We start from the raw sequence: 26941 nt of genomic DNA, 5'->3' as shown, positions 1-26941 counted from the left end.
CAAAAACAGCAGGTGGTAAAGGTTTGCCGCCTATTGTTTTTTTATGTACAGACAGAAAAGCAGTAAAATTTGAAAATAATTCACTTGACCTGGAGTGCGCTCAAGGTTGTATAGTTATGTCAGGAGCATTGGAAAGACAACAAAGTAAAGGAGCGGAGTAAAGATGAAAGTAATATTGGTTAACGGCAGCCCCCATGAAAAAGGCTGCACATATACGGCGCTGAAAGAAGTTGCGTCTGCATTGGAACAGGAGGGCATCGAAACAGATATTTTCTGGATCGGTACGAAAGCTATTGCGGGCTGTATTGCCTGTCACGGCTGTGCCAAAACTGGCCGCTGCGTTTTTCATGACAAGGTCAATGAATTTTTGGAGCTGGCACCTGTTTATGACGGCTATATTTTTGGTTCGCCTGTGCATTGGGCTGCAGCCGGAGGAGCGATAACTTCTTTTATGGACAGAGTTTTTTATACTGCCGTTTGTTCAGGTCAGAAAACTTTTTATCTGAAGCCGGCGGCCGCGGTGGTATCTGCCCGCCGTGCGGGAACGACAGCAGCCTTTGAACAGCTGAATAAATATTTTATGCTGATGCAGATGCCTGTCGTAGCTTCGCAATATTGGAATATGGTACATGGCGTCAATGCTGAAGAAGTAAAACAGGATTTGGAAGGCTTACAGACGATGCGTACGCTGGGCAGAAATATGGCTTTTTTACTGCGGTGCAAAGAAGCCGGTTTGCAGGCTGGTGTAGCATTACCACAGCAGGAAACGCCAGTTTTTACTAATTTTATTCGCAGCTGAAGCGTTTGTTTAAAGCTTTTGCTGCAGGTAAACAAAAAACTCCCGCATTGCGGGAGTTTTTTGTTAAAAAATAATTCAGCGCTTAGACTGTAATTTAGCAATAAATTTAGCTTTGTCAATAATGAAGCGCTCGTGGGTACCGTTGCCGATCGGTCCATGATCATCGCAGGCGCCTACCTTAAAGGTAAGCTTGCGTCCTTCAACGGCTATCAGTTTAGCTGTAGCAATAATTTTTTTTCCAAGCAGCGTGGCGGCTTCATGAGTGGTATCCATTTTGATGCCGACGCTGCTGGTAGAGGAGTCAAGGCATGGAAGGATCGCGTTGCAGGCGGCCTGCTCCATCAGGGCTATCATGGCCGGAGTAGCAAAAACATCAAGATCGCCGCTGCCCATAACTGCTGCAACATTGGTGGTGTCAACGATTGCTTCGGCTCGTCCTTGAAGACCGGGTCGTAGTTCAACTTTCATTTATTAAACCTGCCTTTCTGGGAATTAATATTTTATATACTGCTTACATATTAACCTGATTTTTAGCATTGTGCAAGTGGGTTTTTATTTAGTATAATAAAGAATATACTGCTGCTGGAAAAGTGGATCGTATCAGGCAACGGTAATTTTAGCGGCTTGAAGCCGCGGCGGGGAGCGAAAGCTATGCTTTTTTATGAAATAATCAACGATCATCCGGCAGAAGACCCGGCTCTGATCTGTCAAGATAAAATGCTGACTTATGGTGAAGTGCGTGAGGAAGTTACTTTATGGGCTGCGCATCTGCAGAGCAGCGGCGTATGTAAAGGCGATAAAGTCGGCCTGTTCAGCAAAAACTGCAATGAATTTGTGATCGCTTATTTGGCGATCATTAAAGCCGGCGGCGTTGTTGTTCCATTTAATTTTCAACTGGCGGCGCCGGAGGTGGCCTATATCGTTCAGGATGCAGGTATGAGCGTAATGGTGACGCGGCAAAAGCTGGAATTAGATGCCGCATTGCAGGAATGTGGCTGTGGCCCGCTCAAGCAGCTGGATTTCGAGGATCTGCGTCAGCCTGTTGACAGGAGTTATGAAGATATAGCTATGGACGATAATGATAATTGTGCGATCATTTATACCAGCGGTACGACAGGGCATCCTAAAGGAGCAATGCTGTCACATCGTAATTTGGTTGCCAACGCGAAAGATTTTACGCAGAGGGTGTTGATGTATTCTTCTGATAAGACCTTGTGTGTGCTGCCGATGTATCATTGTTTTGCCTGGACTGTTTCCGTAGCATGTCCTTTATTGCATGGCTGCTGCATAGTTGTACAGGAAAATTATACTTTAGCTGAAGCACTGCGGTTGATCCAAAGGTATGAAATAACACAGTTTGCCGGCGTACCGACGATGATCCAGATGTTTGAAAAGGGTGCCGACAGCGGGCAGCTGGCATCAGTACGCTTTTTTATCAGTGGTGGTGCTTCCTTACCGCAAAAGCTGGCAAAAGATTTTAAGAAAAAATTTGGAAAGCCCGTACAGGAGGGCTATGGCCTGTCAGAGGCTTCGCCGGTCTGTACTGTTAATCCGGCTGAAAAAATCAAGGTCGGATCAATTGGACCGCAGCTGCCGAATGTAAGAGTTGAGATCCGTGATGAGGATGACAGACGGGTTGCCAGCGGCACGGTAGGCGAGCTGTGCGTCCGGGGGGACAATGTGATGTTGGGATATCTGAATCGCCCGGAAGAAACGGCTGCAGCTTTACGCGGCGGCTGGCTGCATACAGGTGATTTGGCATATCAGGATGAAGAAGGTTATATTTTTATCGTTGACAGGCTCAAGGATATGATTATTACAGGCGGGGAAAATGTTTATCCGCGTGAGGTCGAGGAAGCGTTGTATCATCATCCGGCAGTGCAGGAAAACGCTGTAGTAGGTGTGCCGGATAAGCTGCGCGGTCAGGCGGTCTGTGCTTATCTGGTGTTGAAGGAGGGCGCGGCGGCGACAAAACCGCAGCTGCGGCGCTTTTTAATGGAGCGTCTTGCCAGTTACAAGGTACCAAAATATTTTTTCTTCTGCGAGCAGCTGCCTAAAAATGGTACAGGTAAGGTTATGAAGACAGCTTTGCGTGAAAATGCTATTGAAGATTTAGTTAATCGTCAGAATTAAGACAGGCGGTGTAAAATGCAAGTAGAATTGCGAAAGAAATATTTAGATTTACTGGATACGCTGCGCAGTTACGGCAGCGTTGCCGTGGCTTTTTCAGGAGGCGTCGACTCTTCGCTGTTATTGTATGCCGCACGCGAGGCTTTGGGTGATAACGTACTGGCGGTGACGGTAAGGACGCCAAGTTATCCGGGACACGAAGCGAGGGACGCGGCACAGCTGCTGCGCGAACTGAAAATACCGCATTTTGAAATCGGTGTCGATCAGCTTGCTGTTCCGGGATTTGCAGAGAATGGTCCGGAACGTTGTTATTATTGTAAACGTGCCTTATTTGAAACCGTTGTGGAGATGGCTGGGATGTATCATTGCAGCTGCGTCGCAGATGGTTCCAATATAGATGACGAAGGTGATTACCGCCCCGGGATGAAAGCGATAGCAGAGCTGGGGATCAAAAGTCCTTTTCGGGAAGTGGGACTTACTAAAGAAGAAGTACGGCTGCTGTCAAGGGAGTTTGAGCTTTTTACCTGGAATAAGCCTTCCTATGCCTGCCTGGCCTCACGTATACCTTATGGTGAAGTTATTACTGCAGAAAAACTGCAGATGATAGAAGCAGCAGAGCAGATTTTGCTGGATCTTGGTTTTGCCGAAATGCGTGTACGCTGTCACGGCAAATTGGCGCGCATTGAAGTTGCTGAGTCCGTTATTGAAAAAATTGCGCAGCCGCAGCTGCGCCGGAAGATCGTGGAAGCTTTAAGGAAGGCGGGGTTCCTGTATGTAAGTTTAGATCTGGAAGGGTTTCGCAGCGGCAGTATGAATGATACATTGACAGATAAGTGATTCTGAAAAACACTTCGGCCCCTTACCTCCAGCGGGTAAGGGGCCGTTTCCAAGGGATTACCGCCTTCACAAGACGGGAATATGTATATTAACTGATCATTTTACGATCACTACGGGGCATTCTGCATATTGCGAAATCTTCATGCTCACGCTGCCCATCAGCAGTTCGGCCAGCATGCCCATACCTCTGTTGCCGAGCACGATCATATCAGCTTCGGCAGTTTTGGCATATTCCAAAATCCTCTCAGCCGGGTCGATATCAACGATCAGACGATAGGATGCGGTAGTGCAGCCCAGCTTATCCAAAATACCTTTAGCGATATCAAGCGGAGTCGGATCCGGTTCTTTGGCTGCCATTTCAGCTTCTTCAATAGCATTTTTAGGTTTTCTTGGCGGAACTTTAGTGTAGTCGTAAGGTACAATAACATTGACTACCATAATTTCGCTGCCAAACGGTTTGCCGATGCCGGCTGCAAACTCCAGTGCACGCAGCGCAGTTTCGGAACCATCGAACGGTACAAGAATCTTTTTCATCATGGTAAATCCCTCCTTAAAACATCCGCGCCTATAGATCAGATCGGAAATGTTACAGGCGGTAGTGGTAACACTCCGCAAAAGTCAGGTTAAAATTTAGATGATTTTCAGATGACATCTTGTTTTCTTTTTGTATATACTTACTTCTACAAACGGATCAAAAATCCTGCTGCGTGAGCTGTTGAAACCAGTAAAATTTTTGCGAAAAATATTACAGAAAATGCTGGTTTTCAGGTTTCTTTCTGCAGATAAAAAAGCACTGACGTATTTAATAACGGCAGTGCTTTTTGTTATTTGTTAAGGGGCCGGGAATATTATTTTAAGAGCCCGTTGGTTGTAGTAATAACTTCGGGGGCACGTTCAAAAAGAAATTCGCCGTCGCGGACGGAACAGGCAACGGAAACGCGATTGCAGACTGCTTCAAATTCGCCTTTGGCATTGAGAACGATAAAGTTGGCCGGTTTGCCGGCTTCGATACCGTATTGATCGAGAATATTCAGGGTGCGGGCGCCGTTGACTGTAATCAGGTCGAGGGAGTTGCTGATTTCTTCGATACTCATCATTTGCGCGATGTGTATACCTGCGTCAAGAATATTCATCAGATTACCGTTGCCGACAGGATACCAGGGATCGCTCATGGAATCCTGGGCAAAGCAGACGTTGATGCCGGCTTCGTTCAATTCCTTGACACGCGTCAGGCCGCGGCGTTTGGGGTAGTTGTCAAAACGTCCCTGCAGATGGATGTTTTCGGTAGGGCAGGAAATAAAATTGACTTTGGAAAGCCCCAGTAATTTGAACAGCTTATAAGTATAGGCATTGTTGTAAGAATGCATGGCACAGGTATGGCTGGCAGTGGCTTTTTCGGCGATGCCGCTGCGCAGTGCTTCGGCGGCCAGGACTTCGATAAAGCGGGACTGGTCGTCGTCAGTTTCATCGCAGTGGATATCGACCATTTTGTCGTATTTTACTGCCAGTTCGAAAGCTTTCTGGACGCTTTTAACGCCGTCTTCACGTGTATATTCAAAATGAGGGATGGCTCCGACCAGGTCAGCGCCCATAGTGAGAGCTTCTTCAACTAATTTATCACCGCCCTGATAAGCATACATCCCTTCCTGCGGGAAGGCGATGATCTGCAGGGTGCAGGTATCTTTGACTTCTTCGCGCAGCTCCAGCATGGCCCGCAGGGCTGTAAGCTTGGGATCAGTCACGTCGACATGGGTGCGGATATATTGCACGCCGGTAAGGATCTCCTGTTTCATGGCCTGACGGGCGCGTTCTTTGATTTCTTCTTTGGTCAGCCTGCCTTTTGTTTCAGACCAGCGCTGGATGCCTTCAAATAAAGAACCGGTTTTGTTGGCTGCCGCCGGATTAAGTGCAGTGAAAACGTAATCAAGATGAATGTGGGGATCGACATAAGGCGGTACGGCGAGTTTGCCTTCAAGATCTACGACCTTCTCAGCTGTTACTTTTGCGGCAAGACCGGGGCCTATCTCTTTAAATTTACCATCAGTTATATAAATGTCCTGCAGGCCGTTCTGACCTTTTAATTTGGCGTTGGTGAATAATATGCTTTTCATTATAAAGTCTCCTTTACAAACTTAATGTTGTGGCGGAGGAGCTTCGTAACGAAAACTCTTGTCGCAATCAGTATAGCAAGTCGAAATATAAAAAGCACTGTATGAATGATACAAAAAGAGCAGTACTGACTTGTGCAAAAAATGCACTTGCAGGCTGGAATGTTTTTGGCCTTTTTGTACGTTGTGTACAAGGCTGAAGCGGGGGTATACTGAAAGCACAGTAAAGCTAGCTGCTGCACAAAAATAAACGGCCCGGGGACAGGACGAAAACTCTTAGTCAAGTAAGTTCCTAATTAAATGCGGCACTGCCGCAGGTCCTCACAACTTTCTTTCTTAAAAGAACAAAGCAACAAGGAAAAATGCAGGTAAACGACATTAAAATATGGATATTAAAGGAGCGATAAATCATGATCAGAATGAACGAAATGACCTGGATGGAATTTAAAGCGAAAATCGACGAAGGAGCGATCACTATTCTGCCTATCGGCGCCTGCGAACAGCATGGCCCCCATCTGCCGCTGTGTGTAGATACGGTTCTGGCTAACGGCTTTGCCGAAAGACTGGCGCAGCGTGTTGGCGGTATGGTAGCGCCGGCAATCAACTATGGTTATAAATCTAAACCTCTTTCCGGCGGCGGCCCCCTGTTCCCGGGAACTGTTGATTTGAACGGTGATACTCTTGTCCGTTTGACCTATGATGTTCTGGAAGAGCTTATTAAAGACGGCGTGAAAAAAATCATGGTGCTTAGCTGTCACTTTGAAAATGAAGCTTTTGTCTGCGAAGCAGTCGACCTGATAGCTCAAAAATATGGAGAACAGGCCAAGATTTTGATCGCTAACTGGTGGGACCCGATGCCGGCAGAGATCATCGATAAAGTGTTTGACGAAGTACCGTTCCCGGGCTGGGCTTTTGAGCACGCAGCTGTTACGGAAACCTCTCTGATGATGGCTTTCGCCCCTGAATTGGTGCATGAAGAAAGAATGGTAGATACCCAGGGAGCGACTCCCTGTCCGTATCATATCTATCCTGTGCCTAAAGATGCGGTTCCGCCTACCGGCGTACTTGCTCCGGCGCGTTCTTCTTCAGCTGCCCGCGGACAGCTGATCATTGACAGTGTTTTAGATGAATTGGTCAAAATCTGCGATAAAGAATTTTAATTCCGGTTTAGACAAAGCGGCGGATCTGCCGCTTTGTCTTCCATAAAGGAGAATTATCATGGCTAATACAAGTACCAGGGGTATTTTACTGACGATGCTGTCGGCTGTTACCTTCGGGTTTGCCTTTACTCTAGGGCCGATGACCTATGGCGAGGCTGGCAGCAATCCGGTGACCCTGACCTTTTTGCGTAATTTTTTGAGCTTACCGGTGCTTTTGGCGATTCTTTGGTATCAGGGCATATCTTTACAGGTCAGCGCCAAAGAATTGTGGAGCCTGACTATTTTAGGCGGTATCGGTAATGCTGTGACTACGCTGATGTTGTTTATTGCCTTTTCATTGATCGACGTAGGCGTAGCAACAACGATCCACTTTATTTATCCTGTTTTTGTGACTATCGGCTGCGTACTTTTTTATAAAGAACGGCTGGGACTGCAGAAATTTATTGCTCTGCTGATCGCTACTGCCGGGATTGCCTGCTTTTTTTTGGGTGTGGATATGAGCGCTGGTTTCAGCGGCGGGACTTTTCTGGGGCTGTTTTTAGCGGTCGCTTCCGGCGTTACGTATGCTTTTTATATCATTTATATGGATAAAAGCGGTTTGAAAAATCAGCCTGTTTTTAAAATTTCTTTTTATGTAGCACTGATGTCTTCGATCGCTATGGGGATCTTTGGCATAGGAACAGGTGAATTGACTTTGACGACTCTGACGCCGCAGGCCTGGTTTATTTCCACTGTGTTTGCATTGCTGTGTACGGTGGTAGCCCTCTCGCTTCTGCAGATAGGCATCAAGCATGTCGGTGCTTCTACTGCCGCTATTTTGACTACCTTCGAGCCTATTACCAGCATTATCTGCGGCGTACTGCTTTTGGGAGAAACAGTGACTACGATCAAGATCGTTGCCTGTGCCCTGATTATGACGGGCGTAGTTACACTGTCACTGGCAAAACAAAAAAAGCCTCCGGAAGAGGCAGTTACCGTTCCGGAAGGCTGATAAATTTGAGTAAACCTACAAATCCTCCTGTAAATAAAACAACAGTAAAGGACCGGACCGCTGCTTGAGGGTCTGGTCTTTTGCTATTCTTCCAGGTAGTCTTTGGCGACGATGCTGCTCAGCAGCTCAAGTCGTACCAGGGCATCGTCGATATCGCGCCCCAGCAGATCACGGATCTGGTTAAGACGGTATAAAAGTGTATTACGGTGAATAAACAGTGCCTGTGATGTTTTAACAAGATTGCCGTTGCAGTATAAGTACTGACGCAGCGTTTCCAGAAGCTCCGAATTATTTTTGCTGTCATGCTGCAGGAGCACACCGAGATTATAGTGATAGTATTCGCGGATTTCTTCTTTATCATCGATTTTAAACAGCAGTCGGTATAAACCAAGCTGGGAATAGTAGACAATGTGATTGCTGCGTCCCATCTTTTTCCAGAGCAGCAGCGCTTTCTGCGCTTCCTGATAACTGATTTTGATCTGTTCGACATCGGCGTAAGGACGGCCAAAGCTGAGGTAAAGGTTGTTGCCGCTGTAGAGCTGGCTTAAAAGACCGCAGACAGTTTCCAGATAAGCTGCCGCCTCAGCTGCTTTTTCCTGTGTAGGCGCGCTGGCAAGGCAGATCACATTATTGCCGTAGACCAATGTGGTGACCGGCAGCTGTTTCTCTTTACAAAGACTATCGACAGAATGCTGCAGTTTATCTTCAAGACTGTCATGGCCTGCATCTGTCATGATTTCATCAGCGGGGTGACTGACGTTAAAAACAGCAATAAATTTATATTCCAGTAAGTGGATATCGTTGATGATCGCCGTATCAAGCATTTGCCGGTAATCAACATCGGAAGCAAAAAGCAGGCGGCCCAGAAAGTTTTTTGACTTTTTGATTTCAAATTTATCACGCATTATCAGGTCGGTTATTTCGCGCGTTACATCAATCAGCTTTACGTCCCAGGGCATTTCAAAAAGCGGGAAATCGGCTGCGTCGGCCTGGGCCAGCAGTTCTTCTGGAATAGAGTTGATATATTCATTGCCGACCAAGATTACAAGACCGGCTAATTTTTTCTGGATACATTCTAAAATGAGATCCTTAAGTTTATCGGCGCTGTGCACAATGCCGGTAATAAACAGCAGCTCGCCGCCGTGTACCCATTGCGAGACAGTTGAAGTCTGTCCTACGTAGGGCCAGGTGACCGTACGGTCCAGGCCGTTTGGCCCGGCAACCAGCTTGATACGTTCAAAATATTTTAAAGTCAATAGATCCTGACAGGTAACAGACATGGTAGGCCTCCTTGTGGTCGAATAGTCAAATGCTTATTTTATTATATCAAATTCCAATACTAGGCAGCAGGAATTTTAAGCGGCCGAATAAAGTGTAGCTAGTGTTACAAAAATTATTTATCATTATTTATACTCTAAAACATGAATTTTCAGAAACTGCGTGCTATAATTAAAGTAACAAGAAAAATAATAATTTATGGGAAGGTGTGAGTTATATGACGGCAGAATTCAAAAAATGCTGGATGCTTAAAATTTATACGGGCGAGGACGTTATAGTAGGCAACGATCCCCTGTACAGAACGATTCTTGAAGAAGCCCGCCGTTTAAAGATCGCCGGCGCTACCGTCATTAAAGGTATCGAAGGTTATGCGACCGAAGTGCGTGGGATCGACCGTCGTCCGGTATCACTTTTTACCGGTGTTTCCAACCTGCCTGTTTTGGTGACGATCGTCGATCAGAAAGAAAATTTGGAAAAGCTGATCCCGTTTTTAGAGAAAAAGGCTACGCATGCGCTGGTGTTGTTTGAAGAAAGTACGGCTTTGGTTACTGACTATATGCGTCAGGTGATTGCCAAACGTCAGGCTGACGGGCTGGAAAAATAAGTTTTGCCCTTATAAAAAAATTTGGCCGCAGGTTTTACAGCCTGCGGTTTTTTATGCCCGACAGCGTATTTATCGGCAGGACTTAGCAGGATTTTTCGGGAAGATTGCGAATAATAATAAGTGGTTTACTATGCCTGAAGGAGGGTATGCAAATGGATATGAATCAGGAAACTAAGGTCACTGTCATTGACGACCGGCTGCGTCAGGAGGAAGCTGAAACTTTGTGCCGCTGGGCTGCTGCCCGCGCCGGGGTTATCGTTGTTGCTCCGTTACTTGGAACAATGGCGCTGATTGCTAATGATGTGTATCTGGTGATAAAATTAGGCAGTGTTTATGAAGAAGAAATCGGAGAAAAGGCGGCCGTAAGCCTGCTGAGTTCTTTAGGAGCTTATTTTGTAGGCAGTACGCTGACGACACTGATCCCGTTTGCTCCCTTGCAGATACCTGTAGCTGTAGGGACTACCTATGCGCTGGGACGGGTCGTTACCGAATGGCTGAAGGCCGGTAAACCGGCGGACCTGAGTCCGTTTAAAACTGTGTATGATGATGCTTTGCGTGAAGCAAAGAAAAATATTGAGCTTTTTAAAAATGACCCTAAAAAAGATGAACCACTGGGTGATGAAAGTAAAAAATACGATTTGTGATCAAACCATAATGAATGGAGGTCCTTTATGTACGAGAACTATGATGTAGCGATTATCGGCGGTGGCCCTGCGGCTGTTTTCGCAGCTTATGAATTTACTCTGAAATATCCGACGGTCAGTCTGATCATGCTGGAGGAAGGCAATCCAATCGAACGGCGTCAATGTCCGCTGGCTGCAAAAAAAGTGGATCATTGCCTGCGTTGTGTTCCTTGTGATATCATGCGCGGTTTTGGCGGTGCCGGTGCTTTTTCAGACGGTAAGTATAATTTTACGACTGAATTCGGCGGCTGGCTGAGCGAGTATATTCCGGAAAAGACTGTAATCGAGCTGATTGATTATGTTGATGAGCTTAATTGCCGTCATGGCGCTCCCGGCGAATATTTCAGCACAAAGAACAGTACTATCGGCGGTCTGGCGCTGGGACATGATCTGCACCTTTTAAACGCCAAGGTCCGGCATCTGGGGACTGAAAATAACCTTATTATTATGGAGCATATTTATAAATATCTGGCTGAGCGAATGGAGATCCGCTGTAATACCCATGTGGAAACTATCAAGAGGCACGGTGACGGTTTTGAACTGGGCGTTCGCGGTGAGGATAAAGCTGATATTCGCTGTGATTATCTGATCGCTGCTCCCGGACGTGCCGGTGCGGAATGGTTTACCGAACAGTGCCGCGGGCTGGGATTGTCCTTTATTAACAATCAGGTCGACGTAGGCGTGCGGGTAGAGGTGCCGGCGCAGGTCTTTAAACACATTACTGACGAAGTCTATGAAGCTAAGCTGGTTTACCGGACACGGCAGTATAATGATCTGGTCCGTACTTTCTGCATGAATCCCAACGGTTATGTAGTGGCCGAAAATACTGACGGCATCATTACAGTCAACGGGCACAGTTTCCGCGATCCCAAGCTGCACAGTCATAATACGAATTTTGCTTTACTGGTCAGCAATAAATTTACAGAACCGTTTACTGAACCGCATCAATACGGCAAACGTATCGCTTCTTTTTCCAATATGCTGGGCGGCGGCGTGCTGCTGCAGCGTTTCGGCGATTTGATCAAAGGCCGGCGTACTAATGAAAGACGTCTGGAAAAAAGCTTTACTAAGCCTACCTTGTCGGCTACGCCCGGCGATTTGAGCCTGGTGCTGCCTAAACGCCATTTGGATAATATCATCGAAATGATTTATGCGCTGGATAAGGTGGCGCCGGGGATGGCTAATGCCGATACCCTGCTTTACGGTGTAGAGGTAAAATTCTATAGTACGCGTCTGGAACTTGATGATAAGCTGGAAACTAAGATCCCGAACCTGTTCGCCGTCGGCGACGGTGCCGGTATCACGAGGGGGTTGTCACAGGCCAGTGCGAGCGGAGTCTATGTTGCCCGCCAGATCGGCGCGCAGCTATGCGGAGGAGCGGATTAATTTTATGATGAACGGAGCAAAGTCATGACCTTGCCTCTTATCAGTATGCGGCAGATAACGAAACGGTTTCCTGGCGTTATCGCCAACAATAAAATAAATTTGGAATTGTACCCCGGTGAGATACATGCGCTCTTGGGTGAAAACGGCAGCGGTAAAAGTACTTTGATGAGTATCCTTACAGGTCTTTACAAGCCTACAGAAGGCTGTATCATGGTTGGCGGGGAGGAAGTAAAGTTTGCTTCGCCTGCTGACGCCATTGCCAGCGGTATCGGGATGGTACATCAGCATTTTAAACTGATCGAATCTTTTACGGTAGCTGAGAATATCGTTCTGAGCCAGAGCAAAGGCGGTTTTTTGCTGAAACCGGAGCAGATCATAGCAGATATTGAAAGTCTGGGTGAGAAATATGGACTGCAGGTAGATCCGCGGGCCTATGTCTGGCAGCTTGGTGTGGGAGAAAAACAGCGCGTGGAGATCTTGCGGATGCTTTATCATCGCAGCCGTGTGCTGATCCTGGATGAGCCTACGGCTGTTCTGACGCCGCAGGAGACACGCGAGCTGTTCGTCAATCTGAGAAAGATGGCAGACGACGGCTGTGCGGTAGTTTTTATTTCCCACAAACTCAACGAAGTCGAGGAACTGGCCGACCGAGTAACTGTTTTGCGCGGCGGCTGTGTAACCGGCAGCGCCGCAAAAGAAGATATGCGTCGCGACAAGCTGGTGCAGATGATGATCGGCCGCGAGGTGCTGAATACCTATGAAAAAAACTGCGAGCACTGCGGTGAAGTGGTGCTGCAGTTGGAGCAGGTTTCAGCTCTCAATGATATGAATACGGTTGGACTGAACAATGTCAGGCTTGCAGTCAGAGCGGGTGAAATTTATGGTATCGCCGGAGTATCGGGCAATGGTCAGCGCGAGCTGGCTGAGGTACTTGCCGGACTGCGGCCGGCGATGGGCGGAAAAATATTTTTTTACGGACAGGACCTTACCAATAAAAAACCGAAGGAAATGATCGAAGCAGGTATCAGTTATGTGCCGGAGGATCGTCTGGGTATGGGGCTGGTGCCAAATCTGGATTCGGTCAATAACGTGATCCTGAAAGAATATGACGGTAAATTTTCCAAAGGCTGGCGGATTCGGCGTGAAGCTGCTATAGCGGCGACAAAACGTATCGTAGAAGATTTTGATGTGAAGCTGGGATCGATTTTCCAGCCGGTGAAGATGATGAGCGGCGGCAATCTGCAAAAACTGCTGCTGGGACGCGAGATAGCCGCTAAACCCAAGCTGATGATCGTACTGTACCCGGTACGCGGCTTGGATATAGGTGCTATCGAAGCAGTGCACAAGCTGCTGCTGCAGCTGAAAGAAGAACAGACTGCGATCATTCTGGTATCGGAAGAGCTGGAGGAAATCGCAAAGCTGGCTGATCGTGTAGGCGTTATGTTTGCCGGGCAGATTTTAGGTGAATTCCCTGTCAGCGAAATGGATACAGAAAAAATCGGTGCTTTGATGGCGGGTATTACCGAAGCGGGAGGTGCGGGCGTATGAAGCTGGTAATGGAAAAACGTCTGGCACCCAGTCCGCTGATGCGCTCGCTGGTGCCGGTGGTGGCAGCTTTCGCCGCTCTGGTTTTCTGCGGTATCTTTTTTGCAGTGACGGGGCGCGATCCTTTTGAGGTATATTATGCCATGTTCAGCGGTGCGTTAGGTTCTGAGTATGGTATTTCGGAAACGATCGTCAAAATGATACCGCTGGCGATGTGCGGATTAGGCATTGCCATTGCCTTCAGGATGCAGATCTGGAATATCGGCGCTGAAGGGCAGTTTTATATGGGAGCCTGTGCGGCCAGCTGGCTGCCGCTGACTTATCCTGACCTGCCTTCTATGATCATGCTGCCGGGCATGCTGCTGCTGGGAGCTGCGGCAGGCGGGATGTGGGGACTTTTAGCCGGGTGGTTCAAAACCAAGTGGCTGGTCAGCGAACTGATTACGACGCTGATGATGAATTATATTGCAATTTTATGGGTCAATTATCTGGTCTATGGTGCGTGGCGTGATCCCAAGGGCTTGAATTTTCCTTTGACAGCGGCCTTCAGTGAGTCGGCTTTGCTGCCCTCTTTCGGAGATCTGCGCGTACATGCCGGTATCATTATTGTATTTGTTTTAGCGGCAGTTCTGGCAGTAGTTTTTCGTGATTCCCGCTGGGGCTACGAGACACTTGTTATTGGTTCCAATCCTACGGCTGCCCGTTATGCCGGGATCAATATTCCCAGAAATGTTTTGCTGGTGATGCTGCTAAGCGGTGCTGTCTGCGGGATGGGCGGCATGATTGAAGTCAGCGGCATCGTTGGCAAGCTGCAGCCGGGTATCAGTCCCGGTTATGGTTATACGGCAATTATTGTGGCCTGGCTGGCGCGGCTGCATCCGGCAGCGATTATCGTAGTAGCTTTTTTGTTTGCGATTATCCATGTCGGCGGGTTTATGGTGCAGACACTGGGGATTCCTTCGGCTGTGGCAACAATGCTGCAGGGAGCTATTTTATTCTTTGTCGTCGGCGCTGATATCTTTACCAATTATCAGCTGCGCCTGATCAAAAATGAAGGAGGCGAAGAGAGTGAATGAGACATTGCTCATTTCAATTTTAGCTGCCTCTATTACGGCCGGTACCCCTATTTTGTTTGCTGCGCTGGGTGAACTGATTTCCGAGCGAGCTGGTGTTACCAATCTGGGTGTGGACGGGATGATGCTGGTCGGTGCCTGTGCCGGGTTCATTGCCGCTCAGCAGACGGGCAGTCTTCTAAGTGGTGTTGGGATGGCGCTGCTGGCAGGTTCATTGATGGCGCTGATACACGCTTTTCTGACTGTCACCCTGCGGGCAAACCAGGTCGTCAGCGGTTTGGCGCTGACCTTGTTTGGCACGGGTCTATCCGGTTATCTGGGTTTGGATTATGTGGGGCAGCAGGCGACTGTTGTTTTCAGTAAGCTGGCTGTACCGGGGCTCAGTGAGATCCCGGTGCTGGGGCCGGTACTGTTCAGGCAGGATCTGCTGGTTTACTGCAGTTATATTTTAGTGGCTGCTGTTGCTTTTTATCTGTACCGTACAAGAGCAGGGCTGTTTATGAGGGCTTTGGGAGAAAATCCGGCTGCTGTAGATGCTGTAGGCGTCAATGTTTTTGGACTGCGGTATTTATATGTGATCATGGGCGGTGCTTTAGCCGGTTTGGGCGGCGCGTATTTGTCGCTGGCTTATGCTCCCTGCTGGCTGGAAAATATGACGGCCGGACGCGGCTGGATCGCGGTGGCACTTGTAATTTTTGCTCTGTGGGATCCCTGGCGTGCGCTGCTTGGTTCGTATCTTTTCGGCGGCATTGATGCTTTGGGCTTTCATTTGCAGGTCATTGGCCTGCCCGTGTCTGTTTTTATTTTGAATATGCTTCCATATATTTTTACGATAGTGGTTTTGATTTTGGTTCTGGCCCGCAAAGGGGGCCGTCTGGCAGCGCCTCAGGCGCTGGGGCAGCCTTATGACAGGGAAGAACGTTAAACGAGGAGAGCTGTTATGGAATTTTTTATTTTCTTATGCTTTATGTCTTTTGTGTCTTTTGCTGTGGCCTTCCTGGCTTACGGACTGGTGATCCGTCTTATGGGGACGACGAGTTCTGCAAGCCGTTATTCGCAGATCATTCTTGTGCCGATAGCGATCATTGGTTATGATTTTCTGACGATCACTGCGCCGGCCGAATACCGTTATGTTATCGGCGGCCTGCCGATGCTGCTTTTAGGATTAATGCTGCTGTATTACCGTTTTGGTAAAGGCGGCAGTATGGATGATGCTCCGGCACCGTCAGAGATCAAAAAAGTAAGTAAAAAATCCCTGAAGCATCAGGCGAAAAAAAATAAAGTTAAATAATTTTGCTTTAGCAGGAATTTAGGCTGTAAAAAGAGAAATTAACAGTGAAACCAATAAGCTTATTATTGATTTTGAATATTCTAAAAGCAGTTAAGATAGCAGGAGGTGCGTATTATGTTTAAAAAAATCTTAGTACCTGTAGACGGTTCCGAAACCGCATGGCGCGCATTGAATAATGCGTTGGAGATCGGTAAAAAATTTGAGAGTGAAATTTTGGTAGTGAACGTAATCCAGCCTTATAATAATGCTGCTCTTTTGGCAGTCCCGCTTGACCATGCTACGATTAATCAGGGTAACAGCGAATTGGAAAAAGTCGGTGATAAGGTTTTGGAACTGGCCAAAGAAATGGTCGGCTCCTATCCGCATAAAGTTGAATATGATATGGAAGTAGGGCATCCGTCGGAACGGATCATCGCTTTGTCCAAAAAAGTGGAAGCCGACGCGATCGTTTTGGGCAGCCGCGGACTCAGCGGCATTGCTGAATTTTTCCTGGGCAGCGTCAGTTCCAAGGTTTCTCAGTATGCAACAGTGCCGGTACTGATCGTAAAATAATTGCGGAGCTGTGTTTAAAGTTTTGATGAAGGATGATGAATATGTTAAAAAAAATCCTCGTACCTATCGACGGGACTGAATATTCCTGGCGGGCCATGGAATATGCCGCTTCGCTGGCAAAGCTGTCGGGTGGACACCTGGTTATTTTGACGGTCGTTAAGCCGGGGATTAAAGCTGTCGGCGGTGCTCCTTTGGAAGAAGAACTGGTCTATAGTGCCAATGGGCCGGTGATGCAGATCGGCAATGAGGTGCTGGGCGCTGCCAAGCACTTAATGGACAAACAGGAAATCCCCTGCGATTATCTGCTGGCTATCGGCAGTAGAGCAGCTGAAGAAATAATTAAGCTGAGCCGTCGAGAAAACTGTGACAGCATTGTTATTGGTAGCCGCGGCTTTGGAGCTCTGGAAGGGCTTTTAAAAAGCAGTGTCAGTAAAACGGTGATCGAAGAATCCGAACTGCCAGTTATTGTAATTAAATAAAAGTGGTCTTTGAGGCGTTGTGTATAAATTACACAGCGCCTTTTGTTGTTTTAAGAATAAAAATATTCTAAAAAACCAAAAATATTGAATAGATATTATAATGATGTTATAATACAAATGGATAAACAAAATGCAAACTTTTAAAAATGTTAAAAATAAATATCCTGAAGAAGCTTTTTTTAACTAAAGTAAAAGTTGCGACTGGGAATATTTATAAAAGAGGTGCAGAAATGAGCTCGAAAATGATGGGCTTCGACGAATTTCCTCAAATAGCGCGTACAGAAACAGCAAGAGCGATCTATCTGATTGATGTTGATACCTGTGAAATTGTTTATATGAATAAGAGTGCGAAAGACATGCTGCAGCTGGCTTATGAAGATGACAGCTACTGCGGTAAAAAATGTTATACGGTTTTACAGGGACTGAACAGCAAGTGCAGGTTCTGCCGGAATAATCTGCTGACTACAGAGCGCATGTTTGTGGAAGAAATATATCAGCCGTCGGTACAGCGCTATTTACAGGTCAAGAGTATTTTATTCAATTATATGGGGCGTCGTCTGCGTTTTGAAATTCTATATAATTTTAAGGAAGAAGAACTGGAACAGCAGAAAAAATATCTGGATCAAAAATTGGAACAGATCCGTTGGGTAGATAATCTTACAGGACTGTATAATAGAGAGAAATACAGCAGTCTGTTGAAGGATATAGAAATTAAGAAAATACGGCAGATAGGTATTGTCGATATGGATATCAACGGGCTGCGCAATATCAATGCAACCAAGGGCTATCATTCGGGTGACAGGGTCCTGATCAGGATAGCAGCACTTATCAAAAGTGTTTTTGGCGTTAATTCATTTCGTGTCGGCAGTGATGAGTTTGTCAGTTTGGCGCTGAATATGGATAAAGCGGATTTTGAAGCAAAAGTAGCGGCGCTGAAAGCTAAATTCAGTGCAGAGACAGATTTCAGGGTCTCGGTCGGCAGCTTATGGAGCGATAATTGCCGGGATATTTATAAAAAAGTATCTCAGGCAAATGCGGTGATGGAAGCGACAAAATCGTTTGGCTATAAAAATCTGACCGCCGATTATAATCATAAAGCAGAAAGCGCGCACCGGCTGTTGGCCGAGATCGCGGAAGGAAGGTTCAAAGTTTACCTGCAGCCGAAAATAAACCTGCAGACAGGTCTGATAGAAGGTGCCGAGGCCCTGGTCAGAAAAATCGACGATCAGGGAGTGATAATAGCGCCGGATAATTTTATTCCTGGTTACGAAGAAAATGGTTTGATAAATTATATCGACATCTTTGTTCTGAAGACAGTCTGCCGGATGCTGAAAGACTGGCGTGAACGTGGCGGCAGAGTTTTTAAGATGTCTGTAAATGTTTCGCGGGTAACGTTGATTGCGGAAGATACAATCAAAAACAGTGTGGCTATCTGTAAGAAATATGGTATTGATCCATGTCTGATAGATGTGGAGATCACGGAAAGCTTTGGTTTGCTGGAAAAAGAGCTGCTTGTGGATTTGATCAAACGGATGCATGAGGCTGGCTTCAGTATTTCCATGGACGATTTCGGTACTAGCTTTTCTAATCTGGAATTATTGTCACAGGTGCATTTTGATACGGTAAAGTTTGACAAAAGTCTTACGGACAGTATCGTAGACAATCCTAAAACGCAGATTTTGTTTAAGGCGGCGGTTTCTATGTGCCGTGAATTTGGCGATACGCTGACTTTGGCTGAGGGCATTGAAAATGAAGAGCAGCTCAAGGTTTTGCAAAAGCTGGGCTGCCAGTTGGGTCAGGGTTATTATTTTGCCCGACCGCTGCCTGAAGACGAGTTTTGGGAGCGTTATGTAAAAAAATAAAAAGCATAAAAATAACCCCGCTGCATTATTGCAGCGGGGTCTTCTTCTTCAGGTTCAGTATGAGCGCCGGCCCATTTCCGGATGCGCTACGGGTTTTAGATGCAGGCGCTTGGCCTGTTCTACGGCTTTATCCAGCGGCAGGTCCTGTCGTCCGGACTTGCTTTCAAAGACACAGCAGGGAGTATCGCTTCCTACTTCTCCGCCTGGAAGATAAATATATTCCTGATTATCGTTATCGCCGAGAATAATACCGGCCAATAATTGTTCTGCTAGTATTTTTGACATAATATCCTCCTAGAACATGCGGCGTTTCCACAACCAGTAGCCTGTACCTACAGAAATCAGCAGGGCGATGGAAGTGATGGTGACAAAACCGAATTCGTTACCTTCCAGAGGCACCGGAACGTTCATGCCCCATAAGCCGCCGATAGTTGTGGGGATAGCTAAAATAATGGTTACAGAAGCCAGGAACTTCATAACTAAGTTCAGGTTATTACTGATGATAGAGGCAAATACTTCCATCATGCTGTTAAGAATATGGCTGTACATTTCAACCATTTCAATAGCCTGCTTATATTCAATGATGACGTCTTCCAAAAGGTCTTCGTCTTCTTCGTAGAGCTTGATCAAATGTCCTGACTGATTTGTAGAACGCAGACGCAGCAGTTTTTCAGTAACGATATAATTGCTGCGCAGGGAAGTAGTAAAGTAGGTCAGTGACTTCTGAAGATCCAGCAGGTTGAATAACTCGGAGTTTTCCATGGATTTACGCAGATGCTGCTCCAGTTCATCAGTACGTTTGATGATGATACGAATATACTTTAGATATAAAGTAGCTGATTTATAAAGGATCTGGAACAGGAACCGCGTTTTTTTGAAGGTGCTGAAGAAACGATGATTATAGGAAGAAAAGTCAGCAACAACAGCGTTAGGCTCCAGACAGACGGTGACAATAAAGTCTTCAGCGATGATAATGCCGAGCGGCAGTGTGTCGTAGTCTTTGTTACTGCGTAAAAAAGGAATATCGACCAGGATCAGGATCTGGTCGTCTTCGGTTTCGATACGCGATTTTTCTTCTTCGTCAAGCGCGGCCGTCAGAAAATCCAGCTGGATCTTAGTAGCGGCGGCTATTTCATGCAGTTCTTCAGGGGAGGGACTGACAATGTCGATCCAGCAGCCCTTTTCTAATTGTTCAAGCTCAAGCTCATCGATGCCGTTTGGTGTACTTTTGAGGATCTTATACATTGCAGGTGCCCCCTTTCCTTGGAATTTGCGATGTTGTTATTTGTTTAGATGCTGCTCCAGGGCCTGAGCCAGCTGGTCGCCGCAGGAGGTGCTGCGGTTGCCGCAGTGAATGCCGCGCAGTTTTGCGGCAACTTCCTCGACGGGAAGTCCTTCTACCAGGATACCGATAGCTTTAAGATTGCCGGGGCAGCCGTTGACGAAAGTAACATTATGGACCTTGCCGTCAACGATGTCATAATTTATTTGTTGAGAGCAGGTGCCGCTGGTTTTGTAAGAATACATAAATTTAAGCCTCACTTATCAGGGAATTTCAGATAAATAAATCTTCTGTAATCTTTTTTACATTCGACATAAAAATCTAAAATCCTTGTTGCCGACAGCAAAGTATAAAAAATTTTACAAGGCAGCCAGCGAATGTAAATGAGCTAAAGAAAGTAAAAAAGTGTTTTAAAAAGCTGTTTTACTTCACTTTGCAGAAGAAAATTGATATAATTATATCCATACTTGATGGGTAGGAGGGTAGTATGGCAGCAGGCGCCTTCTGAGGCGCAGAGTGGTTTTAATAAGCAGCAATGTAGCAGCGTAGAAAGGTAGTGTGGCATTTGTCTATTCAGTTGATTATCGTGTGCGTGTATATCGCGCTTTTGTTTGGTATCAGTTTTTATGTTAAAAGGCGGGCTGATAAAGGCTCGACGGAGTATTTGTTTGCCGGGCGTAAATTAAGTGCCAGCCTGATCGCGGTCAATATTACGGGGCTTGCGGTCGGTGCGGCTTCTACAGTGGGCGTTGCCGAAAATGCCTTTAAAGTAGGTATGGCGGCAGGCTGGTATAATGCAGCCTGGGCAGCGGGGGCTGTCGTGATGGGGCTTGTTGCCGCTGGGAAACTGCGGGCGATGAAGATTTCTACGATCCCGGAATTTTTTGAGAAATACTATGATACGAAAGGTCGTGTCATCAGCGCGGTCGGTCTTGTTATTATTATGTCTGTTATTACGGCGCTGCAGTATTTGGCGGGCGGGGCGATTCTGGCTTCACTGCTGCCTGACATTTTCAGTTTTAAAGGCGGCATGATGATGAGTGCCGTTGTTTTCATCGGCATCACCCTGATCGGCGGTCTGTGGTCCTCAGGTCTTTCCAATATCGTCAGCGTTTGTCTGATTTATGTCGGTGTCCTGTATTCCTGCTTTGCCGCTGTCAATAATGCCGGCGGGATCGAGAATATTGCGGCTCAGCTGCCGCCGACGCTGGATTGGTTCGATCCTTTGGCTGGTATACCGATGGCGGTCATTATCGGCTGGTTCATAGTTATGGTCACACAAGCGATCACGGCACAGGGACCGGTGCAGATTGCCTGTGGTGCCCGTGATGCCAAAACTGCCCGTAAAGGTTTTCTTTTAGGCGGCATTTTGATTTTCCCGATCGGATTTTTATGCGCGCTGCTCGGCATTGTAGCGAAGGTTTCTTTCCCGGATATTACGGCGACTATGGCTCTGCCGAAAGTCGTTATGAGTCTGAACCCGGTGGCATCAGGAACGACGCTGGCTGCCTTGTGGGCGGCCGATGTTTCTACTGCCTGCACGATCCTTTTGGGGGCGGGCACTTTGTTCAGTCAGGATATTTACAAACGTTTTATTAATCCTTCTGTCAGCGATGAAAAATTTGTCACTGTCAATCGTCTGACTATTTTCGGGGTTGGTTTGATAACCTTATGGTTTGCTTTCAATGCCGCAGGTATTTTGAAGACCATGATTGCCGGTCTGTCGATGACTACCGCTCTGACCTGTGTCTTTTTATTTACTGTGTTTGCGCCGGGGCTGTGCCGCAGAAGCAGTGCTTTTTATACAACGCTGGTCGGACTTTTAGGGCTGGTGGTCTGGGAATTTGTACCGGCGCTCCATGTTCTGCAGCATGTAATTTATTTTGAATGGCTTATTTGTATTGTAACCTTTTTAATAGTGGCAGTTGTTGATAAAACTCCGATTAAAGTACCGGAATATGTAGAGGAAGAGGCTTGATATTATGACCGACAGCAAACTCACCAGTATTGAAATCGGCCGTGCGGCCCTGAAAATAGCTGTTACAGGTTCACGCAGCGAAGAGCAGAGAATCAAGCAGGAACTGGCTGAACAGGGTATTCGTTCGACAGCGGTCGATTTTGGCGGGGAATTTATTCCGTCTATTGTCAAGATTGTTGAACGTGCTGTAGTGGCAGCGCAGAGGCAGGGCCTGGTTTCAGATACGCATGTTGGCGCCGGTGCGGTAGCAGGCGCTGCTCATGCGGCTTTAGAGCAGGTGAAAACCAAGGCTTTGGGCTTTAATGTCGGCGGCAAGATCGGTGTTGCCCGCTGCGGTGAGCATTTGTGCGTTGCTATTTATATGGCGGTAGGCGTGCTCAATCTCAATGAGTTGTGTGTAGGTCTGGCGCATCGTTCGCTGGATAATGTGGAATAAGGACGCAATAGTAAAAGCAGTGAGGTTATTATGAATATATTTGATGTTATCGGACCGGTAATGATTGGTCCGTCCAGCTCGCATACGGCTGGAGCCGTACGTTTATCGTTATTGGCGATCAGCATTCTGGGGGCCTGGCCGGTAAAGGCGCAGATTGCTTTGCATGGGAGCTTTGCTCAAACTTACCGCGGCCATGGCACGGATATGGCGCTTCTTGCGGGACTGATGGGCTGGCTGCCGGATGATGCCAGGATTCCGCAGGCAATGGATTTTGCGCAGAAGCAGGGCTTGGAATACGCATTTTCCACGATCAATCTAGGTGATCTGACACATCCCAATACGGTCTATTTTAAATTGACAGCTGCAGATGGCAGAAAATGCGAAGTTATTGGTTCTTCTATTGGCGGCGGACAGGTTCTGGTAACTTCTATTGACGGTGCGGCTGTAGAACTGAGCGGTAAGCTGCCGGCGATCCTTACCTTGCATAAGGATAAGCCTGGTGTTATTTCCCTGGTCAGCAGCGCTTTGGCAAGTGCCGGTATCAATATTGCCGGTATGCGGGTTTTCAGGGCGAATAAAGGCGGGTTGGCAACGATGGTCATTGAATGTGACCAGGTCGTGCCGGAGCCGATAATCAATCTGGTTGCTGCTTTGGAACCTATGCAGTCGGTGCGGTTCATCCGTAATGTTTTGTGAGGTGCAGCGTGATTAACGAGAAAATTTCTTTAAGGACCTGGATTGAGGCCGCAGCTGATCAGGGTGTTCCGTTACATACTTATCTGCTGAAGCTCAGCAGCGAAGAGCTTGAACTGAGTGAAGATGCTATATTAGAGCAGATGCAGACAATGCTGCAGGTAATGGAAGAATCGGCAGCATTCGGTCTGACCGGGGTAAGTTCACACAGCGGCCTGACTGGTGGTGCTGCTAAAAAGCTGCAGGAGGCCAGACAGTCTGAAAATTATAAAAATATTTTAGGCGGTGTCGTTAACGATGCTGTGGCTTATGCCATGGCTGTAGGTGAATGCAATGCGGCGATGGGACGTATCGTCGCCGCTCCTACCGCCGGAGCCAGCGGCGTTCTGCCGGGAGTACTTTTGGCATTGAAGCAGCATTACAATTTGAACGAACGGCAAATGGCTGAAGCTTTGGTAGTGGCTGGTAATATTGGTATGGTCATAGCCAGCCGCGCTTCACTGTCGGGCGCTATGGGCGGCTGTCAGGCTGAATGCGGCAGTGGTGCGGCTATGGCGGCCGGTGCTGCTGTAGATGTGCTGGGAGGCACTCCGGAACAGGTAGGACATGCAGTGGCGATAGTATTCAAAAATATGCTGGGGCTTGTTTGTGACCCTGTTGCCGGTCTGGTAGAAGTGCCGTGTATCAAACGAAACGGCGGTGCCGCTGCACAGGCGTTGCTGGCAGCAGAATTGGCTCTGGCTGGTATCACAAGCTTTATCCCTGCAGACGAAGCCATTGATGCGATGAAGTCAGTAGGCGATCGTTTGCCCTGCACGCTCAAGGAAACGGCGGAAGGCGGACTGGCACAGACACCAACTGCACTGGCCTGGGCACAGGCTTATTTTGCCGCTGATGGTAAAATTTGAAAAATATTTTAGATAAGTATTAAATGGAGGTAGATCAAATGAAAAAAATTATTAAGACTGAAAATGCACCGGCTGCTATCGGGCCTTATTCTCAGGCTGTTATGGCTAATGGTATGTTGTATATGTCAGGTCAGATAGCTTTGATTCCTGAAACAGGCGAAGTAGTAGATGAAGGTATTGAAGCGCAGACGATCAGAGTCTTGAAAAATATGGAAGGCGTATTGTCTGAGGCAGGGTTGACTTTTGACGATGTGGTAAAAACCACTGTTTTTTTGACTGATATGGAAGATTTTGGCGTTGTTAACAGCATTTACGGTGAAAAGTTTGCTGAAAACGCTCCTGCGCGTTCCTGCGTACAGGTTGCGGGACTGCCGAAAGGTGTTAAAGTTGAAATAGAAGCAATCGCTGTCTGCAAATAATAATCCCTGCAAAAAAATGTAAAAAAGTTTATAAAAAAGATTGACATAAACTAGTGGCTATGGTAGAATAACATTCGTCGCCAAGCTATTAAGTTTGGACAATTTGGTGGCTGTGGTGAAGCGGTTAACACGGCGGATTGTGGCTCCGTTACTCGAGGGTTCGATCCCCTCCAGTCACCCCATAATTATCCGGTTTCTATCCTTGGGGCGTAGCCAAGTCGGTAAGGCACGGGACTTTGACTCCCGCATGCGTTGGTTCGAGTCCAGCCGCCCCAGCCAATGTGATCCACTAGCTCAGTCGGTAGAGCACCTGACTTTTAATCAGGGTGTCCCGCGTTCGAGTCGCGGGTGGATCACCATTTTTTTTGCCTGTTTGCGAGTGTGGCGGAACTGGCAGACGCACTAGACTTAGGATCTAGCGCCTTCGGCGTGCAGGTTCGACTCCTGTCACTCGCACCAATCAAATTATAAAGCTGTAGAATCGTTAGATTCTGCAGCTTTTATTTTTTACACTTGCTGATTATTGAACTATTAAAGTTCAGGGGCTAGCGAGTGTATTTTTTATTTGAGGCTGGTAGGAACTGTTGGAGCAATAATTAAGATTAATGTATAATATATGAAACAATAAAGGATATTAATTTTCTAATAGAATTAAAAACTAAAAAGTTATTGACAAAAACAGAAAATAATATTATATTAATACTAAAGAAAATATCATTAACAGCAGATAACAGACTTGGATATTTCGATTAACAAATGCGTATTCGGGCGCTGACCCCGTAAATAAAAATATAGGAGGATAAAGACATGAGAAGTATTACAACATTAGACCTGCAATATGCCCATAGATTTTATGGGTTCAAAGGTGAAGCACAGTATCTGCATGGACATTCAGGTATTCTGACTATTGAGGTGGAAGATTCTGTCGAACCAGGTGTCAATATGGTATTTCCCTGTAATGAAATTCAAAAAACTGCCTGGGACGTTTTAAAGAACTTCGATCATGCACTGATTTTGAGGGAAGATGATCCGCTACTGCCGGCAGTACTTGATGTTTACGAAAAACAGGGTATCCGTAATGGCGCTCCGCAGAACCAGATGAAAGGCGCGGCTTTCAAGACAGAGCTGGCAACAGCATACCCGGATTGTCGTCTTGTGGTTACAAAAGAAACTATGACTGTCGAGGGCATGATCAAGATCGTTTATGATCTGCTTAAAGACAAACTCAATATTGCGAAAATAACTTTTGTCAGCGGTGTCAATACTGCTTCGGCAGAGTTCACAACCAAGAATCAAATTGATCGTTGCCCGCTGTGTGGTATTGCCTTGAATGAAAATGGTGTTTGTCCGAAGTGCGGCTATAAAAAATGATAGTATAGAAATAATGAAAACAGCAGGCCTATAAGGCCTGCTGTTTTTTGTTGGGATAAGATGGACGAAGGGTTAGAGGATATTCATATTAAAATTACTGGAGGAAAATAAAACAACAGCAATTTAAAGCAGGATACAGGGAAAATTTTTATTTGTATCTTGACTTGGAGTGAGCTTTAAGTGTTATGATTGATAAAAGAGGAACGCATAGGTGTTTATTTTACCATAGCAGAGAATATTACAGCGACGTGAAATTAGAGAGCTAAAGTTTCTGCTTTAAAGTATATATGGGGGAAGGTTTGTTATGCGGGGGCTGAATAATGAAAAAAGATACGCCTTGCTGGACAGTCTGCGAGGGCTGCTGTTATTGGAGATGATCGTCTATCATTTTTTTTGGGACCTGGTGTATTTATTTGAGCAGGATTTGCCCTGGTTTCATAGCAGTTTGTGTTATTGGTGGCAGCAAAGTATTTGCTGGCGTTTTATTTTTCTATCAGGCTTTTGCTGGCCTTTGGGGAAAAGAGCTGTACGGCGTGCTGTGCAGGTTTTTGGTGGAAGTGTCCTGGTGATGGTTATAACGCACATTTTTGTGCCGGACCAGGCGGTTACCTTTGGCGTTTTATTCTTTCTGGGGTCAGGTATGCTGCTGCTGGAGCTGCTTGACCGGCAGCTGTGCAGGCTGGCTCCTGTCTGGGGCATTACAGCAAGTGGTATGTTATTTTTTCTGACCCGCAATATCAACGACGGTTATTTAGGTTTTGAGGATTGGAATTTTTTCAAAATACCGGAGCAGCTGTATCTGAATAAATTCACTACTTATGTAGGGTTTACAGAGGCAGGATTTGTTTCCAGTGATTATTTTTCTTTAGTGCCCTGGTTCTTTTTATATTTGGCAGGATATTACTGTCTGCGTTTTTGTGAAGCTCTGGGCGGGTTTCCTCAGATCTTCGATTATGGCAGCCGCAGTCTGAGTTTTTGCGGACGGAGGTCTTTGTCAGTCTATCTACTGCATCAGCCGCTTTTGTACTTGCTGCTGACGTTGATTTTGGGTGGTAAGGTATTGCTTTAAGGAGAAG

Annotated in this window: 29 protein-coding genes and 4 tRNA genes; 26 read left to right on the top strand and 7 right to left on the bottom strand. The window is 46.6% G+C overall.

What is annotated here, in order from left to right:
• Positions 1–163 precede the first annotated feature (163 nt).
• Positions 164–799 carry a flavodoxin family protein gene (locus tag C8D73_RS04590; protein ID WP_113077449.1) on the top strand — a complete coding sequence of 212 codons (636 nt, stop codon included), beginning with the start codon at positions 164–166 and terminating at the stop codon, positions 797–799.
• A gap of 75 nt (positions 800–874) precedes the next feature.
• On the opposite strand, the gene C8D73_RS04585 is transcribed toward C8D73_RS04590, so the two are convergent.
• Positions 875–1267, bottom strand: a complete 393-nt coding sequence (locus C8D73_RS04585) for a thioesterase family protein (protein WP_046431216.1) — start codon at positions 1265–1267, stop codon at positions 875–877.
• Positions 1268–1450: 183 nt separating this feature from the next.
• Between C8D73_RS04585 and C8D73_RS04580 the strand changes: the two genes are divergently transcribed.
• Positions 1451–2932 carry a class I adenylate-forming enzyme family protein gene (locus C8D73_RS04580; protein WP_113077448.1) on the top strand — a complete coding sequence of 494 codons (1482 nt, stop codon included), beginning with the start codon at positions 1451–1453 and terminating at the stop codon, positions 2930–2932.
• A gap of 15 nt (positions 2933–2947) precedes the next feature.
• Positions 2948–3766 carry an ATP-dependent sacrificial sulfur transferase LarE gene (gene larE / locus C8D73_RS04575; protein WP_113077447.1) on the top strand — a complete coding sequence of 273 codons (819 nt, stop codon included), beginning with the start codon at positions 2948–2950 and terminating at the stop codon, positions 3764–3766.
• A gap of 96 nt (positions 3767–3862) precedes the next feature.
• Here the strand turns inward: larE and C8D73_RS04570 are convergent, their stop codons facing one another.
• Both C8D73_RS04570 and codA read right to left on the bottom strand, forming a co-directional pair.
• On the bottom strand, positions 3863–4303 hold the full coding sequence (locus C8D73_RS04570) for a universal stress protein (RefSeq protein WP_021717890.1): 441 nt from the start codon (positions 4301–4303) through the stop codon (positions 3863–3865).
• Between the two features lie 311 nt (positions 4304–4614).
• Entirely contained in the window at positions 4615–5877 is a 1263-nt protein-coding gene (codA, locus tag C8D73_RS04565; protein ID WP_113077446.1) for a cytosine deaminase, read from the bottom strand.
• Between the two features lie 407 nt (positions 5878–6284).
• Between codA and C8D73_RS04560 the strand changes: the two genes are divergently transcribed.
• Complete coding sequence (locus tag C8D73_RS04560) at positions 6285–7034, top strand: creatininase (protein ID WP_021717892.1); 750 nt, start codon at positions 6285–6287, stop codon at positions 7032–7034.
• A 58-nt stretch (positions 7035–7092) separates the two neighbouring features.
• Positions 7093–8025 carry a DMT family transporter gene (locus C8D73_RS04555; protein ID WP_021717893.1) on the top strand — a complete coding sequence of 311 codons (933 nt, stop codon included), beginning with the start codon at positions 7093–7095 and terminating at the stop codon, positions 8023–8025.
• Positions 8026–8108: 83 nt separating this feature from the next.
• Here C8D73_RS04555 and C8D73_RS04550 read toward each other — a convergent pair whose 3' ends face one another.
• Positions 8109–9305, bottom strand: coding sequence for a PucR family transcriptional regulator (locus C8D73_RS04550; protein WP_113077445.1), 1197 nt, complete (start codon positions 9303–9305; stop codon positions 8109–8111).
• A 215-nt stretch (positions 9306–9520) separates the two neighbouring features.
• On the opposite strand from C8D73_RS04550, the gene C8D73_RS04545 reads away from it, so the two are divergent.
• The 10 genes from C8D73_RS04545 to C8D73_RS04500 all read left to right on the top strand — a co-directional run bounded on the left by C8D73_RS04545 (position 9521) and on the right by C8D73_RS04500 (position 18778).
• Positions 9521–9907 carry a DUF190 domain-containing protein gene (locus C8D73_RS04545; RefSeq protein WP_021718142.1) on the top strand — a complete coding sequence of 129 codons (387 nt, stop codon included), beginning with the start codon at positions 9521–9523 and terminating at the stop codon, positions 9905–9907.
• Positions 9908–10059: 152 nt separating this feature from the next.
• Positions 10060–10551: a DUF697 domain-containing protein gene (locus C8D73_RS04540; RefSeq protein WP_021718141.1), complete on the top strand. Its 492-nt coding sequence runs from the start codon at positions 10060–10062 to the stop codon at positions 10549–10551.
• Positions 10552–10578: 27 nt separating this feature from the next.
• Positions 10579–11976: an NAD(P)/FAD-dependent oxidoreductase gene (locus tag C8D73_RS04535; protein WP_113077444.1), complete on the top strand. Its 1398-nt coding sequence runs from the start codon at positions 10579–10581 to the stop codon at positions 11974–11976.
• Between the two features lie 24 nt (positions 11977–12000).
• Complete coding sequence (locus C8D73_RS04530; protein WP_113077443.1) at positions 12001–13524, top strand: ABC transporter ATP-binding protein; 1524 nt, start codon at positions 12001–12003, stop codon at positions 13522–13524.
• The gene (locus C8D73_RS04525; RefSeq protein ID WP_046430953.1) at positions 13521–14597 is read left to right on the top strand and encodes an ABC transporter permease; all 1077 of its coding nucleotides are present in this window, start codon (positions 13521–13523) and stop codon (positions 14595–14597) included. The genes C8D73_RS04530 and C8D73_RS04525 overlap by 4 nt, the downstream gene beginning before the upstream one ends.
• A complete protein-coding gene (locus C8D73_RS04520) occupies positions 14590–15519 on the top strand; it encodes an ABC transporter permease (protein ID WP_113077442.1) in 930 nt (309 codons plus the stop codon). Before C8D73_RS04525 ends, C8D73_RS04520 begins: the two co-directional genes overlap by 8 nt.
• A gap of 15 nt (positions 15520–15534) precedes the next feature.
• Entirely contained in the window at positions 15535–15885 is a 351-nt protein-coding gene (locus C8D73_RS04515) for a hypothetical protein (protein WP_046430951.1), read from the top strand.
• A 114-nt stretch (positions 15886–15999) separates the two neighbouring features.
• Complete coding sequence (locus C8D73_RS04510; protein WP_021718136.1) at positions 16000–16437, top strand: universal stress protein; 438 nt, start codon at positions 16000–16002, stop codon at positions 16435–16437.
• 41 nt (positions 16438–16478) lie between these two features.
• Positions 16479–16916 (top strand): universal stress protein, encoded by a 438-nt coding sequence (locus C8D73_RS04505; RefSeq protein ID WP_021718135.1) that lies wholly within the window; start codon positions 16479–16481, stop codon positions 16914–16916.
• Between the two features lie 230 nt (positions 16917–17146).
• The gene (locus C8D73_RS04500; RefSeq protein ID WP_125668757.1) at positions 17147–18778 is read left to right on the top strand and encodes a GGDEF domain-containing phosphodiesterase; all 1632 of its coding nucleotides are present in this window, start codon (positions 17147–17149) and stop codon (positions 18776–18778) included.
• Between the two features lie 54 nt (positions 18779–18832).
• On the opposite strand, the gene C8D73_RS04495 is transcribed toward C8D73_RS04500, so the two are convergent.
• Genes C8D73_RS04495 through C8D73_RS04485 form a run of 3 tightly spaced genes read right to left on the bottom strand, consistent with a single transcriptional unit; the run spans position 18833 to position 20305 of the window.
• Positions 18833–19063: a hypothetical protein gene (locus tag C8D73_RS04495; RefSeq protein ID WP_113077439.1), complete on the bottom strand. Its 231-nt coding sequence runs from the start codon at positions 19061–19063 to the stop codon at positions 18833–18835.
• Positions 19064–19072: 9 nt separating this feature from the next.
• Positions 19073–20023 carry a magnesium transporter CorA family protein gene (locus tag C8D73_RS04490; protein WP_021718132.1) on the bottom strand — a complete coding sequence of 317 codons (951 nt, stop codon included), beginning with the start codon at positions 20021–20023 and terminating at the stop codon, positions 19073–19075.
• Positions 20024–20059: 36 nt separating this feature from the next.
• A complete protein-coding gene (locus C8D73_RS04485) occupies positions 20060–20305 on the bottom strand; it encodes a TIGR03905 family TSCPD domain-containing protein (RefSeq protein WP_021718131.1) in 246 nt (81 codons plus the stop codon).
• 320 nt (positions 20306–20625) lie between these two features.
• Here C8D73_RS04485 and C8D73_RS04480 point away from each other — a divergent pair, with 320 nt between their 5' ends.
• The 11 genes from C8D73_RS04480 to C8D73_RS04430 all read left to right on the top strand — a co-directional run bounded on the left by C8D73_RS04480 (position 20626) and on the right by C8D73_RS04430 (position 26934).
• Positions 20626–22038, top strand: a complete 1413-nt coding sequence (locus tag C8D73_RS04480) for a sodium:solute symporter family protein (protein ID WP_113077522.1) — start codon at positions 20626–20628, stop codon at positions 22036–22038.
• Between the two features lie 4 nt (positions 22039–22042).
• A complete protein-coding gene (locus tag C8D73_RS04475; RefSeq protein ID WP_113077438.1) occupies positions 22043–22474 on the top strand; it encodes a HutP family protein in 432 nt (143 codons plus the stop codon).
• 30 nt (positions 22475–22504) lie between these two features.
• On the top strand, positions 22505–23170 hold the full coding sequence (sdaAB, locus tag C8D73_RS04470) for an L-serine ammonia-lyase, iron-sulfur-dependent subunit beta (RefSeq protein ID WP_113077437.1): 666 nt from the start codon (positions 22505–22507) through the stop codon (positions 23168–23170).
• 11 nt (positions 23171–23181) lie between these two features.
• Positions 23182–24075, top strand: coding sequence for an L-serine ammonia-lyase, iron-sulfur-dependent, subunit alpha (gene sdaAA, locus C8D73_RS04465; protein WP_044491836.1), 894 nt, complete (start codon positions 23182–23184; stop codon positions 24073–24075).
• 38 nt (positions 24076–24113) lie between these two features.
• On the top strand, positions 24114–24494 hold the full coding sequence (locus tag C8D73_RS04460) for a RidA family protein (protein WP_113077436.1): 381 nt from the start codon (positions 24114–24116) through the stop codon (positions 24492–24494).
• Between the two features lie 106 nt (positions 24495–24600).
• Positions 24601–24676: transfer RNA gene (locus C8D73_RS04455), tRNA-His, on the top strand.
• 21 nt (positions 24677–24697) lie between these two features.
• Positions 24698–24773: transfer RNA gene (locus C8D73_RS04450), tRNA-Gln, on the top strand.
• A 4-nt stretch (positions 24774–24777) separates the two neighbouring features.
• Positions 24778–24853 (top strand) — tRNA-Lys (locus tag C8D73_RS04445).
• Between the two features lie 16 nt (positions 24854–24869).
• Positions 24870–24953, top strand: a tRNA-Leu gene (locus C8D73_RS04440).
• A gap of 348 nt (positions 24954–25301) precedes the next feature.
• Positions 25302–25865, top strand: a complete 564-nt coding sequence (locus C8D73_RS04435) for a 6-carboxytetrahydropterin synthase (protein WP_021718125.1) — start codon at positions 25302–25304, stop codon at positions 25863–25865.
• A 304-nt stretch (positions 25866–26169) separates the two neighbouring features.
• The gene (locus C8D73_RS04430; RefSeq protein ID WP_113077435.1) at positions 26170–26934 is read left to right on the top strand and encodes a heparan-alpha-glucosaminide N-acetyltransferase domain-containing protein; all 765 of its coding nucleotides are present in this window, start codon (positions 26170–26172) and stop codon (positions 26932–26934) included.
• Positions 26935–26941: the final 7 nt, after the last annotated feature.

The organism is Phascolarctobacterium faecium DSM 14760 (assembly GCF_003269275.1).
In the GTDB taxonomy this organism is placed as follows: domain Bacteria; phylum Bacillota; class Negativicutes; order Acidaminococcales; family Acidaminococcaceae; genus Phascolarctobacterium; species Phascolarctobacterium faecium.
The sequence above is the reverse complement of the archived record's forward strand: the minus strand, read 5'-3'. Positions and strand labels throughout refer to the sequence as shown.

What these genes read in the sequence shown, in the direction of transcription:
- C8D73_RS04590 (WP_113077449.1), top strand. Translation starts at nt 164, where the DNA reads ATGAAAGTAATATTGGTTAACGGCAGCCCCCATGAAAAAGGCTGCACA.
- C8D73_RS04585 (WP_046431216.1), bottom strand. Translation starts at nt 1,267, where the DNA reads ATGAAAGTTGAACTACGACCCGGTCTTCAAGGACGAGCCGAAGCAATC.
- C8D73_RS04580 (WP_113077448.1), top strand. Translation starts at nt 1,451, where the DNA reads ATGCTTTTTTATGAAATAATCAACGATCATCCGGCAGAAGACCCGGCT.
- larE (WP_113077447.1), top strand. Translation starts at nt 2,948, where the DNA reads ATGCAAGTAGAATTGCGAAAGAAATATTTAGATTTACTGGATACGCTG.
- C8D73_RS04570 (WP_021717890.1), bottom strand. Translation starts at nt 4,303, where the DNA reads ATGATGAAAAAGATTCTTGTACCGTTCGATGGTTCCGAAACTGCGCTG.
- codA (WP_113077446.1), bottom strand. Translation starts at nt 5,877, where the DNA reads ATGAAAAGCATATTATTCACCAACGCCAAATTAAAAGGTCAGAACGGC.
- C8D73_RS04560 (WP_021717892.1), top strand. Translation starts at nt 6,285, where the DNA reads ATGATCAGAATGAACGAAATGACCTGGATGGAATTTAAAGCGAAAATC.
- C8D73_RS04555 (WP_021717893.1), top strand. Translation starts at nt 7,093, where the DNA reads ATGGCTAATACAAGTACCAGGGGTATTTTACTGACGATGCTGTCGGCT.
- C8D73_RS04550 (WP_113077445.1), bottom strand. Translation starts at nt 9,305, where the DNA reads ATGTCTGTTACCTGTCAGGATCTATTGACTTTAAAATATTTTGAACGT.
- C8D73_RS04545 (WP_021718142.1), top strand. Translation starts at nt 9,521, where the DNA reads ATGACGGCAGAATTCAAAAAATGCTGGATGCTTAAAATTTATACGGGC.
- C8D73_RS04540 (WP_021718141.1), top strand. Translation starts at nt 10,060, where the DNA reads ATGGATATGAATCAGGAAACTAAGGTCACTGTCATTGACGACCGGCTG.
- C8D73_RS04535 (WP_113077444.1), top strand. Translation starts at nt 10,579, where the DNA reads ATGTACGAGAACTATGATGTAGCGATTATCGGCGGTGGCCCTGCGGCT.
- C8D73_RS04530 (WP_113077443.1), top strand. Translation starts at nt 12,001, where the DNA reads ATGACCTTGCCTCTTATCAGTATGCGGCAGATAACGAAACGGTTTCCT.
- C8D73_RS04525 (WP_046430953.1), top strand. Translation starts at nt 13,521, where the DNA reads ATGAAGCTGGTAATGGAAAAACGTCTGGCACCCAGTCCGCTGATGCGC.
- C8D73_RS04515 (WP_046430951.1), top strand. Translation starts at nt 15,535, where the DNA reads ATGGAATTTTTTATTTTCTTATGCTTTATGTCTTTTGTGTCTTTTGCT.
- C8D73_RS04510 (WP_021718136.1), top strand. Translation starts at nt 16,000, where the DNA reads ATGTTTAAAAAAATCTTAGTACCTGTAGACGGTTCCGAAACCGCATGG.
- C8D73_RS04505 (WP_021718135.1), top strand. Translation starts at nt 16,479, where the DNA reads ATGTTAAAAAAAATCCTCGTACCTATCGACGGGACTGAATATTCCTGG.
- C8D73_RS04500 (WP_125668757.1), top strand. Translation starts at nt 17,147, where the DNA reads ATGAGCTCGAAAATGATGGGCTTCGACGAATTTCCTCAAATAGCGCGT.
- C8D73_RS04495 (WP_113077439.1), bottom strand. Translation starts at nt 19,063, where the DNA reads ATGTCAAAAATACTAGCAGAACAATTATTGGCCGGTATTATTCTCGGC.
- C8D73_RS04490 (WP_021718132.1), bottom strand. Translation starts at nt 20,023, where the DNA reads ATGTATAAGATCCTCAAAAGTACACCAAACGGCATCGATGAGCTTGAG.
- C8D73_RS04485 (WP_021718131.1), bottom strand. Translation starts at nt 20,305, where the DNA reads ATGTATTCTTACAAAACCAGCGGCACCTGCTCTCAACAAATAAATTAT.
- C8D73_RS04475 (WP_113077438.1), top strand. Translation starts at nt 22,043, where the DNA reads ATGACCGACAGCAAACTCACCAGTATTGAAATCGGCCGTGCGGCCCTG.
- sdaAB (WP_113077437.1), top strand. Translation starts at nt 22,505, where the DNA reads ATGAATATATTTGATGTTATCGGACCGGTAATGATTGGTCCGTCCAGC.
- C8D73_RS04460 (WP_113077436.1), top strand. Translation starts at nt 24,114, where the DNA reads ATGAAAAAAATTATTAAGACTGAAAATGCACCGGCTGCTATCGGGCCT.
- C8D73_RS04435 (WP_021718125.1), top strand. Translation starts at nt 25,302, where the DNA reads ATGAGAAGTATTACAACATTAGACCTGCAATATGCCCATAGATTTTAT.
- C8D73_RS04430 (WP_113077435.1), top strand. Translation starts at nt 26,170, where the DNA reads ATGCGGGGGCTGAATAATGAAAAAAGATACGCCTTGCTGGACAGTCTG.